Annotated in this window: 15 protein-coding genes; 10 read left to right on the top strand and 5 right to left on the bottom strand. The window is 66.7% G+C overall.

What is annotated here, in order from left to right; genetic code table 11:
• Positions 1 to 53: 53 nt before the first annotated feature.
• Entirely contained in the window at positions 54 to 3,860 is a 3,807-nt protein-coding gene (locus ACOIX3_RS26530; protein WP_420964956.1) for a tetratricopeptide repeat protein, read from the top strand.
• Between the two features lie 12 nt (positions 3,861 to 3,872).
• On the opposite strand, the gene ACOIX3_RS26525 is transcribed toward ACOIX3_RS26530, so the two are convergent.
• Complete coding sequence (locus ACOIX3_RS26525; RefSeq protein WP_420964955.1) at positions 3,873 to 4,691, bottom strand: glyoxalase superfamily protein; 819 nt, start codon at positions 4,689 to 4,691, stop codon at positions 3,873 to 3,875.
• Positions 4,692 to 4,988: 297 nt separating this feature from the next.
• Here ACOIX3_RS26525 and ACOIX3_RS26520 point away from each other — a divergent pair, with 297 nt between their 5' ends.
• The 5 genes from ACOIX3_RS26520 to ACOIX3_RS26500 all read left to right on the top strand — a co-directional run bounded on the left by ACOIX3_RS26520 (position 4,989) and on the right by ACOIX3_RS26500 (position 8,648).
• Positions 4,989 to 5,225, top strand: a complete 237-nt coding sequence (locus tag ACOIX3_RS26520) for a hypothetical protein (RefSeq protein WP_420964954.1) — start codon at positions 4,989 to 4,991, stop codon at positions 5,223 to 5,225.
• 26 nt (positions 5,226 to 5,251) lie between these two features.
• The gene (locus tag ACOIX3_RS26515) at positions 5,252 to 6,211 is read left to right on the top strand and encodes a LysR family transcriptional regulator (protein ID WP_420964953.1); all 960 of its coding nucleotides are present in this window, start codon (positions 5,252 to 5,254) and stop codon (positions 6,209 to 6,211) included.
• A gap of 88 nt (positions 6,212 to 6,299) precedes the next feature.
• Positions 6,300 to 7,010: an SDR family NAD(P)-dependent oxidoreductase gene (locus ACOIX3_RS26510; protein ID WP_420964952.1), complete on the top strand. Its 711-nt coding sequence runs from the start codon at positions 6,300 to 6,302 to the stop codon at positions 7,008 to 7,010.
• A 22-nt stretch (positions 7,011 to 7,032) separates the two neighbouring features.
• Complete coding sequence (locus ACOIX3_RS26505; RefSeq protein ID WP_420964951.1) at positions 7,033 to 7,215, top strand: tautomerase family protein; 183 nt, start codon at positions 7,033 to 7,035, stop codon at positions 7,213 to 7,215.
• 191 nt (positions 7,216 to 7,406) lie between these two features.
• Entirely contained in the window at positions 7,407 to 8,648 is a 1,242-nt protein-coding gene (locus ACOIX3_RS26500; protein ID WP_420964950.1) for a YbfB/YjiJ family MFS transporter, read from the top strand.
• Here ACOIX3_RS26500 and ACOIX3_RS26495 read toward each other — a convergent pair.
• The 4 genes from ACOIX3_RS26495 to ACOIX3_RS26480 form a co-directional block, all read right to left on the bottom strand.
• Positions 8,645 to 9,796, bottom strand: coding sequence for an aminotransferase class V-fold PLP-dependent enzyme (locus ACOIX3_RS26495; RefSeq protein WP_420964949.1), 1,152 nt, complete (start codon positions 9,794 to 9,796; stop codon positions 8,645 to 8,647). The genes ACOIX3_RS26500 and ACOIX3_RS26495 overlap by 4 nt on opposite strands.
• A 53-nt stretch (positions 9,797 to 9,849) precedes the next feature.
• Positions 9,850 to 10,737 carry a hypothetical protein gene (locus ACOIX3_RS26490; protein ID WP_420964948.1) on the bottom strand — a complete coding sequence of 296 codons (888 nt, stop codon included), beginning with the start codon at positions 10,735 to 10,737 and terminating at the stop codon, positions 9,850 to 9,852.
• Positions 10,738 to 10,822: 85 nt separating this feature from the next.
• A complete protein-coding gene (gene fliP, locus ACOIX3_RS26485) occupies positions 10,823 to 11,575 on the bottom strand; it encodes a flagellar type III secretion system pore protein FliP (RefSeq protein ID WP_050631029.1) in 753 nt (250 codons plus the stop codon).
• Positions 11,572 to 12,519, bottom strand: a complete 948-nt coding sequence (locus tag ACOIX3_RS26480) for a flagellar biosynthetic protein FliO (RefSeq protein WP_420964946.1) — start codon at positions 12,517 to 12,519, stop codon at positions 11,572 to 11,574. The genes fliP and ACOIX3_RS26480 overlap by 4 nt, the downstream gene beginning before the upstream one ends.
• 352 nt (positions 12,520 to 12,871) lie before the next feature.
• Here ACOIX3_RS26480 and flgB point away from each other — a divergent pair, with 352 nt between their 5' ends.
• The 4 genes from flgB (at position 12,872) to fliQ (ending at position 14,398) form a co-directional block, all read left to right on the top strand.
• A complete protein-coding gene (gene flgB / locus ACOIX3_RS26475; RefSeq protein WP_420964945.1) occupies positions 12,872 to 13,282 on the top strand; it encodes a flagellar basal body rod protein FlgB in 411 nt (136 codons plus the stop codon).
• A gap of 27 nt (positions 13,283 to 13,309) precedes the next feature.
• Positions 13,310 to 13,735: a flagellar basal body rod protein FlgC gene (flgC, locus tag ACOIX3_RS26470; protein WP_420964944.1), complete on the top strand. Its 426-nt coding sequence runs from the start codon at positions 13,310 to 13,312 to the stop codon at positions 13,733 to 13,735.
• A 26-nt stretch (positions 13,736 to 13,761) separates the two neighbouring features.
• Positions 13,762 to 14,073, top strand: coding sequence for a flagellar hook-basal body complex protein FliE (fliE, locus tag ACOIX3_RS26465; protein ID WP_092115393.1), 312 nt, complete (start codon positions 13,762 to 13,764; stop codon positions 14,071 to 14,073).
• Between the two features lie 61 nt (positions 14,074 to 14,134).
• On the top strand, positions 14,135 to 14,398 hold the full coding sequence (gene fliQ, locus ACOIX3_RS26460; protein WP_050401183.1) for a flagellar biosynthesis protein FliQ: 264 nt from the start codon (positions 14,135 to 14,137) through the stop codon (positions 14,396 to 14,398).
• Positions 14,399 to 14,405: the final 7 nt, after the last annotated feature.

The raw sequence follows: 14,405 nt of genomic DNA, 5'->3' as shown, positions 1-14,405 counted from the left end.
TGGGCGAGGGCGCTTCGCGCTGGTATGGCTGAGGTCCGAGAAGACGTTTCGAGATGGCGCGAACGGCTGCCGCTGAAACATGGTCGCTAGGCCGCGCCTGGGCGCGGACCGCCTGTCTGTGCCTGCTTGCCACCGGCCTTGCCCTTGCAACCCTGACATATCCAGCCACGGTGCGGGCCCAAGACCTGCCGCCGGTGCCGGGCGAGGCGACATTCTCGGCCGCGAACGGCTATGCCCGGCTGGTGCTGAAGCTGAAGGAGGATGTCGAGTCGGAGGTCACGACCGCCGGCTCGATCATCGTGATCCGCTTCAAGCGTCCGGTCGATATCCCCGTTGAGAAACTCTCGGATGCGGTGCCCGACTATGTCGGCGCCGCGCGCCGCGATCCGGACGGTTCGGCGATCCGCCTGTCGCTGGCGCGGCGCGTCACCATCAACACCATGACCGCCGGCGAGCGTATCTTCGTCGACTTCCTGCCCGACGGCTGGACCGGCCCGCCGCCGTCGCTGCCGCAGGAAGTGATCCGCGAGCTGGCGGAGCGCGCCCGTGCCGCCGAGCGTCTGTTGCGCGTCCAGCGCGCCGCCGATGCCGCCAAGAAGAAGCCGCCGATCCGCGTTCGCGCACTGGTGCAGCCCACCTTCGTCCGTTTCGTGTTCGAGGTTCCCGACGGGGTCAGCGTCTCCTCGGTGCTGAACGAGCAGAAGCTGACGCTGTCCTTCAACTCGGTCCTGAGCTTCGACCTGGCCGATGCCAAGGTCGCCGCTCCCCCGAACGTCGCGTCGATCAGCTCGCGCGCCGACACGGATACCTCAGCGGTCGACGTGACGCTGATTGGCGATGTCGACGTGCATTCGTTCCGCGACGAGAAGAACTACATCGTCGATGTCGCCTTCCAGCAGAGCGAGCAGCAGCCGGCGGCGAAGCCCTCGCTGAGCTCATTGTTGCCGACGCCGCGCGGCAAGGCGAAGGGAGCGGCTGCGATCGCGCCGGTGACATCGGAGAGCATCGCGCAGCAGGCCAAGATCGAGATCAAGTCCGAGCAACCCAAAGCAGAGCAGTCCAAGGCAGAGCCGGCCAAGTCGGAACAGGTAAAGTCCGAACCGGTGCAGTCCGAGCCGGTCAAGCCCGAACAGGCCACGACCGAACAACCGGCGCCCGCGCCCGCCAAATCGGAACAGCCGAGATCCGAGCTGCCCAATTCGGAGCTGCCGAAGATCGCCGCGGCGCCGGCGGCCGAGGTCGAGAAGGCCGTTGCAGCGGCCGCGCCGCGCGAGGGCGGCACTCCGACCGAGCAGAGCGACGCGCCAAAGCCTGCCGCCGCGGCCGCGCCGGTGATGGAGACACCGAAGCCAGCGGCGGCGCCATCGCGGCCTGCAGAGGCCCGCGCCAGCGCCGGGTCCGCGGTCGAAGCCCAGCGCGACAGCGACGGGTTGCGGGTAACGTTCTCATTCCCAGGTGCGACGCCGGCGGCGCTATTCCGTCGCGCCGACACGGTGTGGATGGTGTTCGACACGCCTGAGGCGATCGACGTCGATCCGATCCGCGTCAAGGCCGGCTCGCTGATATCAGACGTCAGCCGGATCGCGCTGGAGAAGGGGCAGGCGGTGCGCTTTCGCCTCAACCGGCCGCAGATGCCGTCACTCGAGAGCGACGATCGCTCGCGCGGCGTGAGTTGGACGCTGACCTTCGCCGACCGGGTGCAGAAGCCGCCGCTGCCGCTCAGCGTGGTGCGCAATATCAGCGAGCCCTCGCTCGCCAATGTCAGCGTGCCGCTCGCCAATCCCGGCCAGCTCCACAGACTGATCGATCCCGATGCGGGCGATACGCTCTGGGTCGTGACCGCGCCGCCGCCGACCCGCGGCATCATCAAGCGGCAGGATTTCGTCGAGCTCTCGCTGCTGGAATCGATCCACGGCGTCGTCGTTCATCCGAACGCAGACGACGTCAAGGCCGAGGTCGGCGCCGACAAGGTGATGCTGGGCCGGCCCGGCGGCCTGACGCTGTCGTCGGCCGACGTCGCAGCGGAGCGCGCGACTGCGGCGGTCAAGCCGCTGTTCGATCCGGACGAGTGGCGCAAGAACCAGTCGGAGAATTTCCTCAAGCAGCTCGACGGCCTATTTGCGGCGGCTTCGACGGCCAATGCCGAGCAGCTGCCGCAGGCGCGGCTCGATCTCGCCGATTTCTACATGGCGCGCGGCATGTACCAGGAAGCCCATGGTGTTGCCAATCTGATGCTGTCCGACAGCAAGCGCGGCAGCGAGGCGGCGTCCGTGGTGATGGTGCACGCGGTTGCCAGCATCCTGATCGGGCACCCGGCGCAGGGCCTCAAGGACCTCGCCAATCCCGTGATCGGCAACGGTTACGATTCCCAATTGTGGAAGGGGCTGGCCTTCGCCCGTGAGGGCAAATGGCCTGAGGCGCGGGAAAAGTTCAAGAACGCCGAATTCGCGGTCGCGACGCTGCCGCCCGATCTCCAGCGCATCGTCACGATCGACTCGATGAAAGCCTCGCTCGAGGTCAAGGACTATGCCGGCGCCGCGCGCCGCAAGAGCGATCTCGACGTGGTCGGCGTTCCCGACGCGCTCAAGCCCGCGGTCGCTGTGCTGCGCGGCCGGCTCGCCGAAGCGCTCGGCCAGGAGAAGGATGCGCTCGACGCCTACCGCTTCGCCGCCAATTCGCCCGACCGTCAGGCCGCCGCCGAAGGCAGGCTGCTCGAGACGCTGCTGCGGCAGAAGCGCGGCGAGATCGGCCGCGACGATGTGCTGAAGGAGCTCGAGCTTTTGTCGATGCTGTGGCGCGGCGACAATATCGAGCTGAAGACGCTGTACGTGCTGTCGAAGATCTACGCCGAGACCGCGCGCTATGCCGATGCCTTCGCGGTGACCCGTGCGGCCACCCGGCTGCAGCCGAACGCGCCGGAATCGCGCCAGGCGCAGGATGCCGCCTCGGCGCTGTTCGTGCAGCTCTATCTCGGCCCCAAGGGCGACGAGATGGCGCCGATCGATGCGCTCGGCACCTTCTACGACTATCGCGAGCTGACGCCGATCGGTCGCCGCGGCGACGAAATGATCCGCCGTCTTGCCGACCGTCTCGTCGGCGTCGATCTGCTCGACCAGGCCGCCGACCTCCTGCAGTACCAGGTCGACAAGCGGCTCGAAGGCGCAGCGCGCGCCCAGGTCGCCGCGCGGCTTGCGATGGTCTATCTGATGAACCGCAAGCCCGACCGCGCCATCGGCGCGCTGCGCTCGACCCGGATCGCGGACCTCTCCGGCGAACTGCGCCAGCAGCGGCTGCTGCTCGAGGCGCGCGCGCAGAGCGACGTCGGCCGGCACGACCTCGCGCTCGACATCATCTCGAACATCGCCGGCCGCGAAGCGATCCGGCTGCGTTCGGACATCTATTGGGCGTCGCGGCACTGGCGCGAGGCGTCCGAGCAGATCGAGCTCTATTACGGCGACCGCTGGCGCGATTTCACCCCGCTCAACCCGAGCGAGAAGGCCGACATCATCCGCGCGGTGGTCGGCTACGCGCTCGCCGAGGACGCCATCGGGCTGTCCCGGTTCCGCGAGAAATACGCGCCGCTGATGTCCGGCGATGCCGACAGACTGGCGTTCGACGCGGCCAGCAAGCCGGTCGCCACCTCGAGCGCCGAATTCGCCCAGATCGCGCGGATGGCCGCCAGCGTCGACACACTCGACGGCTTCATCCGCGAGATGAAGACCCGCTTCCCCGACGCCACCGCCCGCGCGCCGCTGCCCGATCCAGTCACGACCGGATCGCTGCCCGACGGGCCAAAGGCCGCGCCGGTCAGCACGCTCCCCGTCATCAAGGGCGAGCGCCGCGCCGGCGCGACGCCGTAGCAGCACGGGCTGTTACGGGCCGGGAGTCACCCATGCGGTCGAAACGATCCCCTTGTCGTCGAGCGCGATGCGCCAGTGCGCAGCGCCGTTCGCCTGTTTGACGCTGTAGACATCTTCGCCCTGCTCGCCGACACCGAGAAACCGGATCGACTGGATCGTGCCGAGGTCGGCGAGGGGTTGAAGCCACGCCATCTGCTTGCGGGTCGCAGCCGCCAGCGGCGGGCTCATCTCATCGTAGTTGGGATTCCCCGAGGCGATCCCATCGATCAGGCGGTGCAGCGCAGCCTCGGTTCCGGGGCTGGCCGACTGGTTCTTGACGCGCTCGGCCGTCTGGTCGGCGATCTTTCGTGCCGCCGCGGCATCGATGCGCGCCATCGCAATATCGCTGCCGTTCTGATGCAGAATCAGCGAGGTGGTTCGTCCGTCCGGTCCGACAACGAAGCTGACCTGCGCGTCGACAATCTTGGCAAAGAATTCGGTCACGCTCTCCGCAAAGAACCGCACCGAGCGCTGTCCGGTCAGTTGCATCACCAGATGATGTTCGTCGGGTGTCACCGTGAACACGGCGCGGTCGTTGAGCTGATAGAAGCCGGCGTAACGATCGAGCGTGGCTGAATCCACGGCGGTCTCGTGCCGCGCGGCGATCGGCGGTGATTCTGCAGTGAAGTCTGCAGCCTGGGCCGGCGTGCTCGGCGGTCCGGCGGCCTGTATCCGGGCGGACAGCGTGTTCCAGTCACGCAGACCGAAGACGTTGGCGATCAGCTCCAGGCTGTCGCTGTGGGTGAGGGGGATCGATTTGGCGGCGAGCGCTTCGCGCAGCGTCTGCGCCATGGCCTTGGCATCACGAAAGTCGCGCATGGGATCAACCTTTGCATCGACGAACGGAAAGCGTCAGGGGCTTGCGTTGCTGACCCGTTCGTGCGGGCAAAGGAAGCCTGAAACCTGGCTTGATACGTTCACCGTCCCCGGGCGGGGTGCAAGCGGCGGGTGGTATCGACCCGGCCCGATGTTCGCCGGGGGCCTGCAATTTGTCAATTGCAACAGCCCGTGATCGGGTGCGTCCTCTCGACATTTCGCTGCCAAATCGGCAACCATGGCTGATGTCGCCAGCCGGGAGGACGCCGTCACATGAGCAAGCCGATCAAGACCGAAGCCGAACTCATCGCGATGGCGCGGGCCGAGTTGAAAGTCCATGCCGACTGCCCCGACGGCATCGAGATCTCGGTGCTGCGTGACGGCGACAGCTGGGAATTCCGCGCCAGCGCCAACGAAGCCACGGTGGCGCGGCCCGGCTACCCCGAATGCGTCGCGATGCTGGTGCAGATCGGCGATCACCTCAGCAAGCAGTATGACGTAGAGAGCTAGCCACTACCGCGAACCCGGGGAGAGCGATGGACCGCATCGACGCCATGAAGGTCTTCGTCGCGGCGGTCGACGAGGGCAGCCTTGCCGGTGCGGGGCGGAAGCTGCGGCGCTCGCCGGCGGCGGTCAGCCGGGCGATCGCATTCCTCGAGCATCATGTCGGCGCCGAGCTGCTTCATCGCACCACGCGGTCGCTGAAGCTGAGCGACGCCGGCCAGCGTTACGCAGCGGCGTGCCGGCGGATCCTCAGCGAGCTCGAGGAGGCCGACATCTCGGCCGGCGGCGAGCGGTCGGCGCCGCGCGGCACGCTGACCATCACCGCACCCGTGGTCGTCGGCGAGGACGTGCTGCGGCCGCTGCTCGACGCCTTCATGACGGAGCATCCGGCGGTGACGGTGCGGCTCGTGATGCTCGATCGCACCGTCAATCTGATCGACGAGGGCATCGACGTCGCGCTGCGCATCGCGCAGCTCGCCGATTCCAATTTTGTCGCGATCAAGCTCGGCGAGGTGCGTCGCGTCGTCGCGGCGTCGCCCGGCTATCTCACGCGGCACCCTGATATCAGCGAGCCGGCTGATCTCGCAAAGCACCAGATCATCGCGATGACGCATTTCGGGCTCGACTCCTGGAGCTTCCCGCCGGCCGCGAAGTCGAAGGTGGCGCGCGCGGTCCAGTTCGCACCGCGCATGGTCGTCAACACGGTGCGGGCGGCGGTCGCTTCGGCCAGCGAAGGGCACGGCGTCACCCGGCTGTTCTCGTATCACATTGCCGAGGAAATCCGTGACGGGCGATTGCAGATCCTGCTTGCCAAGGACGAGCATCCGGCCTTGCCGGTGCATCTGTTGGCGCCGCAGGGGCGCTTCGACGTGCCGAAGGTGCGCGCCTTCGTCGATTTCGCGGCGCCGCGGCTGAAGCGCTATTTCGAGCGGCTGTCGCGCGAGGCCAGCCAGGCCAGTCGTTCGCGCCGCGGAAGAGTGTCTGCCGAATAGCGGGCATTCGCACGAAATGCGGATGTATCTAGGTTGCTCTCCATCGAGGCGGTGCTGATGCCGCTTCAGCAACAGATGGAGAGAGATCATGGGTGCAGAGCAGAAGGTTGCCATCATCACCGGTGCGTCGCAGGGGATCGGCGAGGCGCTCGTCAAGGGCTATCGCGACCGCAACTACCGCGTCGTGGCCAATTCCCGCAGCATCAAGCCGTCGACCGATGCCGATGTGCTGGCGGTTCCGGGCGATATCGGCGATCCCGAGGTCGCCGATCGCATCGTCAAGCAGGCGCTCGCGCGCTTCGGCCGCGTCGACACGCTGGTCAACAACGCAGGCATCTTCGTCGCCAAGCCGTTCACCGATCACACCGACCAGGACTACGCGTCGGTGCTCGCAACCAACCTCAACGGCTTCTTCTACATCACCCGCCGCGTGGCGAAGGAGATGGTGAAGCAGGGGTCGGGGCATATCGTGCAGATCACGACCAGCCTGGTCGACCATGCCAACAGCAACGTGCCCTCGGTGCTGGCGTCGCTGACCAAGGGCGGCCTGAGCGCGGCGACCAAGTCGCTCGCGATCGAATATGCCGCCAAGGGCATCCGCGTCAACGCAGTGGCGCCCGGCGTGATCAAGACGCCGATGCACGCCCCCGAGACCCACGACTTCCTCGCCAAGCTGCATCCGGTGGGCCGCATGGGCGAGATGAAGGACATCGTCGACGCCGTGCTGTTCCTGGAAGGCGCGGGCTTCGTCACCGGCGAGATCCTGCATGTCGACGGCGGCCAGAGCGCCGGTCACTGACGATCACGATCGGGAGCGTGTGATGCCTGTTGTCACGATCCAGGTCACGCGTGAGGGGACGACGCCGGGTGCGTCGTCCACCACGCCGGAGCAGAAGGCGGCGCTGATCAAGGGCGCGAGCGAATTGCTGCGCGACGTGCTCGGCAAGCCGCTGGAATCGACCTTCGTCATCATCGAGGAAGTCGACACCGACAATTGGGGCTGAGGCGGACTGCCCGCGCTGGACTATCGCAAGAAGCGCGCGGCCGCTGCGACGTTGAAATCTTCCCACTGACGGCCCTTGCCACGTCGAACTGGGCGCCTCTCCCGATCGGGAGAGGCGAGGCGTGATCGCTGTGAGCGATTGCTGCGATCGCAACTAATCATTTTTCACGAACGGTCGGAGGGCCTACTGCGATGTCCATGTCAGCCAATGTCGATCATCACAGGCGCCATCACGCCGAGCCGCATCGCGATGCAGGCGGGCCGCTGTGGCTGTCCGCGGCCGCGGGACTGTGCGCCTCGCTGGTCGGGCTCGGCCTGGCGCGCTTTGCCTACACGCCGCTGATTCCGGCGCTGATCGCAGCAAAATGGTTCACGCCGGCGGAAGCGGTGTATCTCGGTGCCGCCAACCTTGCCGGCTATCTCGCCGGTGCGCTGATCGCCCGCGATCTCGCCGCGCGCATCGGCTCGGTGTGGGCGCTGCGCGGCATGATGGTGCTGGCGGCGATCACCTGCTTTGCCTGCGCGGTGCCGATCTCCTTCATCTGGTTCTTCGGCTTCCGCTTCCTCGCCGGCATCACGGGCGGCGTGATCATGGTGCTGGCGGCAACCGCGATCCTGCCGCACGTCGCGCCAAGCAAGCGCGGTTTGATCGGCGGCGTGATCTTCGCCGGCGTCGGATTGGGCGTCGCAGCGTCAGGCACACTGGTGCCGCTGTTGCTGCAGCAGGGCATCAAGCAGGCCTGGTACGGCCTTGGCGTGCTGTCGGCGGTGCTGACATTGATCAGCTGGAAGGCGTGGCCGGCGGAAGTGCCTGCCGCGCATGCTGCGCCCGAGCAGCCTGTTGCGCCGCATGGCGTGCGCTCGCCGCTGCTGATCGCGCTGTGCGTGGAATATGGCCTCAATGCGCTGGCGCTGGTGCCGCACATGGTGTTCCTGGTTGATTATGTCGCCCGCGGTCTCGGGCAGGGGATCGCGGCAGGATCATATTACTGGGTGCTGTACGGCATCGGCGCCGTGATCGGCCCGCTGCTGACAGGGCATCTCGCCGATCGCGCCGGCTTCGCTGCGGCGCTCCGCGCTGCCTTCCTGATCGAGGCGGTTGCGGTCGCGCTGCCCGCCGTGACGAACTCGCCCGCCGCGCTGATCGTGTCGAGCCTGATCGTCGGCGGCTTCACGCCCGGCATCGTGCCGCTGGTGATCGGCCGCATCCACGAGCTGATCCCGCATTCCGCTGCGAGCCAGCGCTCGGCCTGGGCACAGGCGACCACGACGTTCGCGCTGTTCCAGGCGGCGGGCGCCTACGGCTTGTCCTACCTGTTCGCGCAAAGCGGCGGCGACTATGCGCTGCTGTTCGTGATCGGCGCGGCTGGCGTGGCTGTTGCGCTTGCGATCGAATTGTTCAGCGTCGTGGCGCTGGGACCCAAGCGAAGTTAACCGCGCAGCGCTTTCGTCAAGACAGCGACGAGGCGGTCGACATCGGCCTCGTCGTTGAAGACGTGCGGCGAGATCCGCATCCGGCCGAGCCGCAGCGCGACATGGATGTTCTCCGCAGCAAGCCGCGCGATCAGCTCCTTCGGAACGCCGCCGGCCATGCCGAGGCTCAGGATGTGTGGCGCACGCAGGCCGCGCGCCAGCTGATTGAACCCGAGATCGCGCACGCCGTCGGCGATCCGCTCGTTCAGCATCGCGAGCCGCGCGCTGACGGCAGCGGCGCCCCATTCCGCCATCATCTCCATGCCGATCGAGGCCATCTCGAGCGTGATGAAATGATCGCGCTCGCCCATGTCATAGCGCCGGGCATTGTCGACATAGCCGAGATCGCCGAAATAGACCGGCTTCTCGGAATTGACGTCGCGGCGGCCAGCGGAGGTCTGCTCCAGCGGCACGCCGTTCTGGTGGCGCTTTGCAACGTAGAGGAAGGCGCGGCCGTAGGGGCCGATCAGCCATTTGTAGGTTGGGAAGATCACGGCGTCGGGGTCGAGCTTGGTCACATCCATCGTCACGACACCCGCGCCCTGCGTCGCGTCGATTACGAACATCGCACCCTGCCGCCGCAGCGCGGCCTGCACCTTGTCGACGTCGACCATGCCGCCATCCGACCAATGCACCGACGAGATCGAGGCGAGGCCGACCGGCGGCGCGCCCGAGCGGTCGATCGTTGCTAGCACCGCCGACGTCCAGTCGCCGTCGGCGGGCTGGCGCACGGTGTCGACGACAAAACCCTGCGCCTCGGCGCGGGCGTGCCATTCCAGCACCGGCGAGGAGTGATCGTTCTCCAGCACGATGACGCGGGTGCCGGGTGGAACGGTCAGCGCCTTCGCCACGGTCGCTATGCCGTAGCTGATCGCCGGGATCAGCGCGACGTCATCAGGATCGGCATTGACCAGGCGTGCCGCCGCGGTGCGGGCGCGTTCATGCTGGCGGCCGGCGAAACCGGCGTCGATCGTCCAGGGCTGGCCCTTGCGTCCGACCGCGGCGCGGCCGGCGTCGAGCGTTTTCAACGGCAGCGGGCTGTAGGATGCCGAGTTCAGGTAGCAGACGTCGCGTGGGATCTCGAACAGATGGCGCTGGGAGGGAAGCATGTCGTCTCGTGGCTGGGAGTGCTGATGATGTCGCGATGCGGATGAGCGCGCGCTCAGCCGTCATACTGGTCCGGCCCCATCGCCCATGGCGCCTGGTCGTAGCCGTTGGCGAAGGTGCGGTTGGTCTGCGCCGGATTGCGGTTGACCAGCGGCCGCAGATACATCGGATGGGTGGCGCTGCGCACCTCATGCTCGACGGTGAACAGGTGCCGGCCATTGGCGGGATCGACGATGTCGCAGAATCGGTACTGGTACTGATTGTCCTCGCGCGAGACCAGGTTGCGCTCGCGCAGCCGCTTGTAGGGGCCGGAGAAGTCCGTGATGTAGATCTGGACGTGATGGCCGTCGAACTCGCCCTGCGCCTGGTCGGTCTCGCGGAATTGCAGATACTGATCCTTGCCGACCTTGGCGCGTGCGACGACACCGTCGCCGTTCACGACGCTGGCCGGGATGCCCATGATTTCGGGATAGAACCGGCTGATCGCCTCAGCGGTGCCGTGCTGCACCTCAAATTCGACATAAGGTATGCCGAGCGCGATGCGTCCGAACCGCGCGGCGTCCGGTTCAAAGCAGCGTAGCCGGTTGCCCCACGGGCAGGTGGCCTCGACGTGATCGCTGTGCTCGCGATAGCTGAACGCGGTGCCTTCGAGCTTGGGCGCGACCGCGGCAAGCCGCTGCAGCAGGGCCTGCCGACCGGCGATCACGATACCCGTGTGGCCGCGCAGCACCTGCGGCCGTCCGCTCGGCAGATGAAACTGGCTGCGGCCGGCATTGACCCACATGTTGCTGTCGGAGACCATCAGATAGGGATCGCGGGTCAAGCCAATCCCGGCGACATAGAACAGCGTGGCGAGGCGCTGGTCGGGCACCTGCACGTTGACATGCTCGAGATGGATGGCGTTGCCGAGGTCTTCTGCGGCGCGGTCGAATGGCTGCTGCACGGCGCGGCTCCCTGGATGCGGTGCCGCGCATGATAGTGCAACGGCACGGCCGATCCAGCCGAGAGCCTATGAATGTTTCGCGGGGCTACCCCCCGTAACTCTGCACCAGGCTGCCGGCGACCAGCGCCCAGCCGTCGACCAGCACGAAGAAGATCAGCTTGAACGGCAGCGAGACCACCACCGGTGGCAGCATCATCATGCCCATCGACATCAGGACCGAGGCGACCACGAGGTCGATGATCAGGAACGGCAGGAACAGCAGAAATCCGATTTCGAAGGCGCGCTTCAACTCGGAGATCATGAAGGCCGGCACCAGAATGCGCAGCGACATCTCCTCAGGCGTCGCCGGCGGCGGCTCGCCGGAGAGGTCCATGAACAGCTTCAAATCCTTCTCGCGGACGTTCTTCTGCATGAAGCCGCGCAGGGGGACCGAGGCGCGCTGCAAGGCTTCCTCGACGCCGATCTGGTTGGCGACCAGCGGCTTGATGCCGTCGTCGTAGGATTTCTGCAGCACCGGCCCCATCACGAAGGCGGTGAGGAACATTGCGAGCGCGATCATCACCGAGTTCGGCGGCGCGGTCGCGGTGCCGAGCGCGGTGCGCAGCAGCGAGAGCACGACCACGATGCGCGTGAACGACGTCATCATGACGAGGATCGACGGCGCGATCGACAGCACCGTGAGCAGCGCGATCAGCTGGATCGCGCGCTCGGTCACGCCGCCATTGCCGCCGCCGAGATTGATGCTGATATCCTGCGCCATCGCCGGATCGGCGAAGGATCCGGCGGCGATCAGGACAGCGATGAAAAAAACTCTACGCGGGACCGCCCCGAACCTCACGAAGGATTCTTCGGTCGGCCGAGCAGCGATGCCATCTCGTCCTCGAGATTCTCGAAGCCGCTCTTCTGTCCGCCGGCGGGCGGGGCAGGCGGCTCGCTACGTGGTGCGCGAACCGGCGGCGCCTCGGGCGCAACCGGCGGCGCGACGGTCTCGCCTGCGCCGGTCGGGCGGCGCAGTGCCGCCTCGAGCCGCTGCGCCATCTCGGCCAAATTGGCATCTGCGTTGGATGCCGGCGGCACCGGCGGAGGCGCCTGGGTTGCGACCGGCGGCGGAGCAGGGGGAGGCGGTGGCGTGACGGCGCGCTCGGGCGCCCGCGGCGGGGCCTTCGGCGGCTCGGCAGCGCGCGGCGGACGCGGGATGACGGGTTCGGAGCGCGACGGCAGGCGCGGCGGCATCGGATCGGGCCGCGGTTCGCTGCGCTCGGCGGTGAAGCCCGCCAGCGGATCGTTGCGACGCTCGGCGATCGGCGGCGGAGGCCGGCGCAGTTCGTCGGCGAAGGAGGGCCGTGCCTGACGCGGCGGCAGCTCCGGCTCAGGAAGTTCGAAATTGTCGGAACGGGCGGCTTCGCTCTCGTTCCAGGCGGCGTCCGGCAGCGGCGCCACGCGCGGCGGGGCGGCATCGGCTGCGACGGCAGGGCGGGCCGACATCTGATCACGCCCCGGCATCGCCCGGACGATATTCGGCTCGACGACGATGTCGGTGGGACCACCGATCATCAGGAGATGCTCGATGTTGTCGCGGCGGACCAGCACCAGCCGGCGGCGGCCGTCGACGGCAGCGGCGTCGATCACGGCCAGTCGCGGCATCCGTCCGCGGTTGGCGTTGGCGCCGAGGCGGTTTCCGGCGAAGCGGCGGACGAGCCATGCGGTGACGCCGATCAGCGCCAGCACGACAACGAATGCCAAGACGAATGTAATGACCTGCATATTGGAGTCCCCGGCCATGGTGGCCTTCCTCAGCTTCCGCCATCAACGAGCGCGGATTGATAGGTGCGGTTTGCGCAGCGAATCGCGCCCGAGATTCGCCTTATTTCTTAATTCCCAGCGGCTTGCAGCCGACTGTTCTATTAATAAACCAAGAATCGCTTGTCCCAAAACGACTTCTCAGCGCCCCACGCTGTCTTGGTTTGTGCTGGTTAACGCAGCATTCGTGGCGAAAATGCGCTCGCCGGCCGCAGTTGCGGCGTTCTCCACGGCTCCGTCCGACATTTTAACCACCCGTTAACCATACACCGGGCAAATTCTGCCTACCTCGGAAGGCCCAAGGGGCGTCCAAGAGGTTAACGGAGCCGCGGCGATGTCCATGAACGATCTGCCGATCCTGTCGGCGTTGCGCAGCAAGATGCAGTGGCACCAGGAGCGCCAGCGGGTGCTCGCCGAGAACATCTCCAATTCCGACACGCCGAACTTCCGGCCGCGCGACCTGGTCGAGCCGAAGTTCGACCGGGACGGTGCCACGGTCGGCGGCGGCATGGCGACGCTGCCGATGATGCAGACCAGCGCCACCCACCTGGCGGCGTCCGGCGCGCCGGACACATTCGACAATGATCGCGGCAAGAGCGGGTTCCAGACCCGCCCGGCCGGCAACGCGGTCAATCTCGAGGAGCAGATGCTGAAAGTGTCCGCCAACCAGATGGACTTCGCGGCCGCCACCTCGCTCTACAGCAAAAGCCTGCATCTGCTGAAGACCGCGATCGGCAAAGGCTAGGCCGCCTGACGGCGCAAGGAGGATCCCATGGCAGATGGAACAAGCGATTTTGCCCGCTCGATGAGCATCGCGACCTCGGGCCTGCGCGCGCAGGCAGGGCGGATGCGGGTGATCTCGGAAAATATCGCCAACGCCGATTCGACGGCGCAGACCGCGGGCGGCGATCCCTACCGCCGCAAGGTGCCGACCTTCTCCTCCGCGCTCGATCGTTCGCTCGACGCCCAGGTCGTGACGCTCGGCCGAATCCGCCCCGACCAGTCGTCATTCCGCATCAAGCACGAGCCGGGCAATCCGGCGGCGGACCCCTCCGGCAACGTCAAATATCCGAACGTCAATTCGATGGTCGAAATGACCGACATGCGCGACGCCCAGCGCTCCTATGAGGCGAACCTCAACATCATCAGCGCGACGCGGCGGATGATCCAGCGCACGCTCGACATCCTCAAGTCCTGACGCAACAAGAACAGGGAACGTAAATCATGGCTACACCGACAGTCGCCGCCAACGCCTACGCCAACCTCGCGAAATTGATGGAGCGCGGCGGTGTCGAGAAGGCCGGGCAGGCCGTCGCCGGCCCGTCCTTCAGCGCACTGCTGAAAGACTCCGTCGGCAGCGTGCTGGAAGCGGGCAAGAAGTCCGACGCGCAGACCATGGCGATGGCCTCCGGCAAGGCGAATGTGATGGATGTGGTGACGGCGGTCGCCGACACCGACGTTGCGGTGTCGACGCTGGTCTCGGTGCGCGACCGCGTGATCCAGGCCTATGAAGACATCATGAAGATGCCGATCTGACGTCCATCAGGACGTCTTCCCCAGGGCGATGTGAAGCAAGATTGCAAAAGCGAGAACAACAATGACCGGCCCTGAAACTCTCGACGTGGCGCGCGATGCGATCTGGACCATCGTGCTGGTGTCGTCGCCTTTGATGGTGGTCGGCCTCGTGGTCGGCGTCGTGGTGTCGCTGTTCCAGGCGCTGACCCAGATCCAGGAACAGACGCTGGTCTTCGTGCCGAAGATTCTCGCGATCTTCGTCACATTGCTGCTGGCGCTGCCGTTCATGGCGGACGCGCTCTCCAGCCATATGATGCGGATTTCGTCGCGAATCATCGGCGGTTGATGCACTA

Source organism: Bradyrhizobium sp. B120, assembly GCF_049075665.1.
Classification (GTDB): Bacteria; Pseudomonadota; Alphaproteobacteria; order Rhizobiales; family Xanthobacteraceae; genus Bradyrhizobium.
This window is presented reverse-complemented; position numbering and strand designations above follow the sequence as displayed.

Coding starts and splice junctions, on each gene's coding strand:
- ACOIX3_RS26525 (WP_420964955.1), bottom strand. CDS start 4,691: ATGGCGCAGACGCTGCGCGAAGCGCTCGCCGCCAAATCGATCCCCCTC.
- ACOIX3_RS26505 (WP_420964951.1), top strand. CDS start 7,033: ATGCCTGTTGTCACGATCCAGGTCACGCGTGAGGGGACGACGCCGGGT.
- fliQ (WP_050401183.1), top strand. CDS start 14,135: ATGACCGGCCCTGAAACTCTCGACGTGGCGCGCGATGCGATCTGGACC.
- flgC (WP_420964944.1), top strand. CDS start 13,310: ATGGCAGATGGAACAAGCGATTTTGCCCGCTCGATGAGCATCGCGACC.
- fliE (WP_092115393.1), top strand. CDS start 13,762: ATGGCTACACCGACAGTCGCCGCCAACGCCTACGCCAACCTCGCGAAA.
- ACOIX3_RS26510 (WP_420964952.1), top strand. CDS start 6,300: ATGGGTGCAGAGCAGAAGGTTGCCATCATCACCGGTGCGTCGCAGGGG.
- ACOIX3_RS26520 (WP_420964954.1), top strand. CDS start 4,989: ATGAGCAAGCCGATCAAGACCGAAGCCGAACTCATCGCGATGGCGCGG.
- ACOIX3_RS26530 (WP_420964956.1), top strand. CDS start 54: ATGGCGCGAACGGCTGCCGCTGAAACATGGTCGCTAGGCCGCGCCTGG.
- ACOIX3_RS26500 (WP_420964950.1), top strand. CDS start 7,407: ATGTCCATGTCAGCCAATGTCGATCATCACAGGCGCCATCACGCCGAG.
- ACOIX3_RS26480 (WP_420964946.1), bottom strand. CDS start 12,519: ATGGCCGGGGACTCCAATATGCAGGTCATTACATTCGTCTTGGCATTC.
- flgB (WP_420964945.1), top strand. CDS start 12,872: ATGTCCATGAACGATCTGCCGATCCTGTCGGCGTTGCGCAGCAAGATG.
- ACOIX3_RS26515 (WP_420964953.1), top strand. CDS start 5,252: ATGGACCGCATCGACGCCATGAAGGTCTTCGTCGCGGCGGTCGACGAG.
- ACOIX3_RS26495 (WP_420964949.1), bottom strand. CDS start 9,796: ATGCTTCCCTCCCAGCGCCATCTGTTCGAGATCCCACGCGACGTCTGC.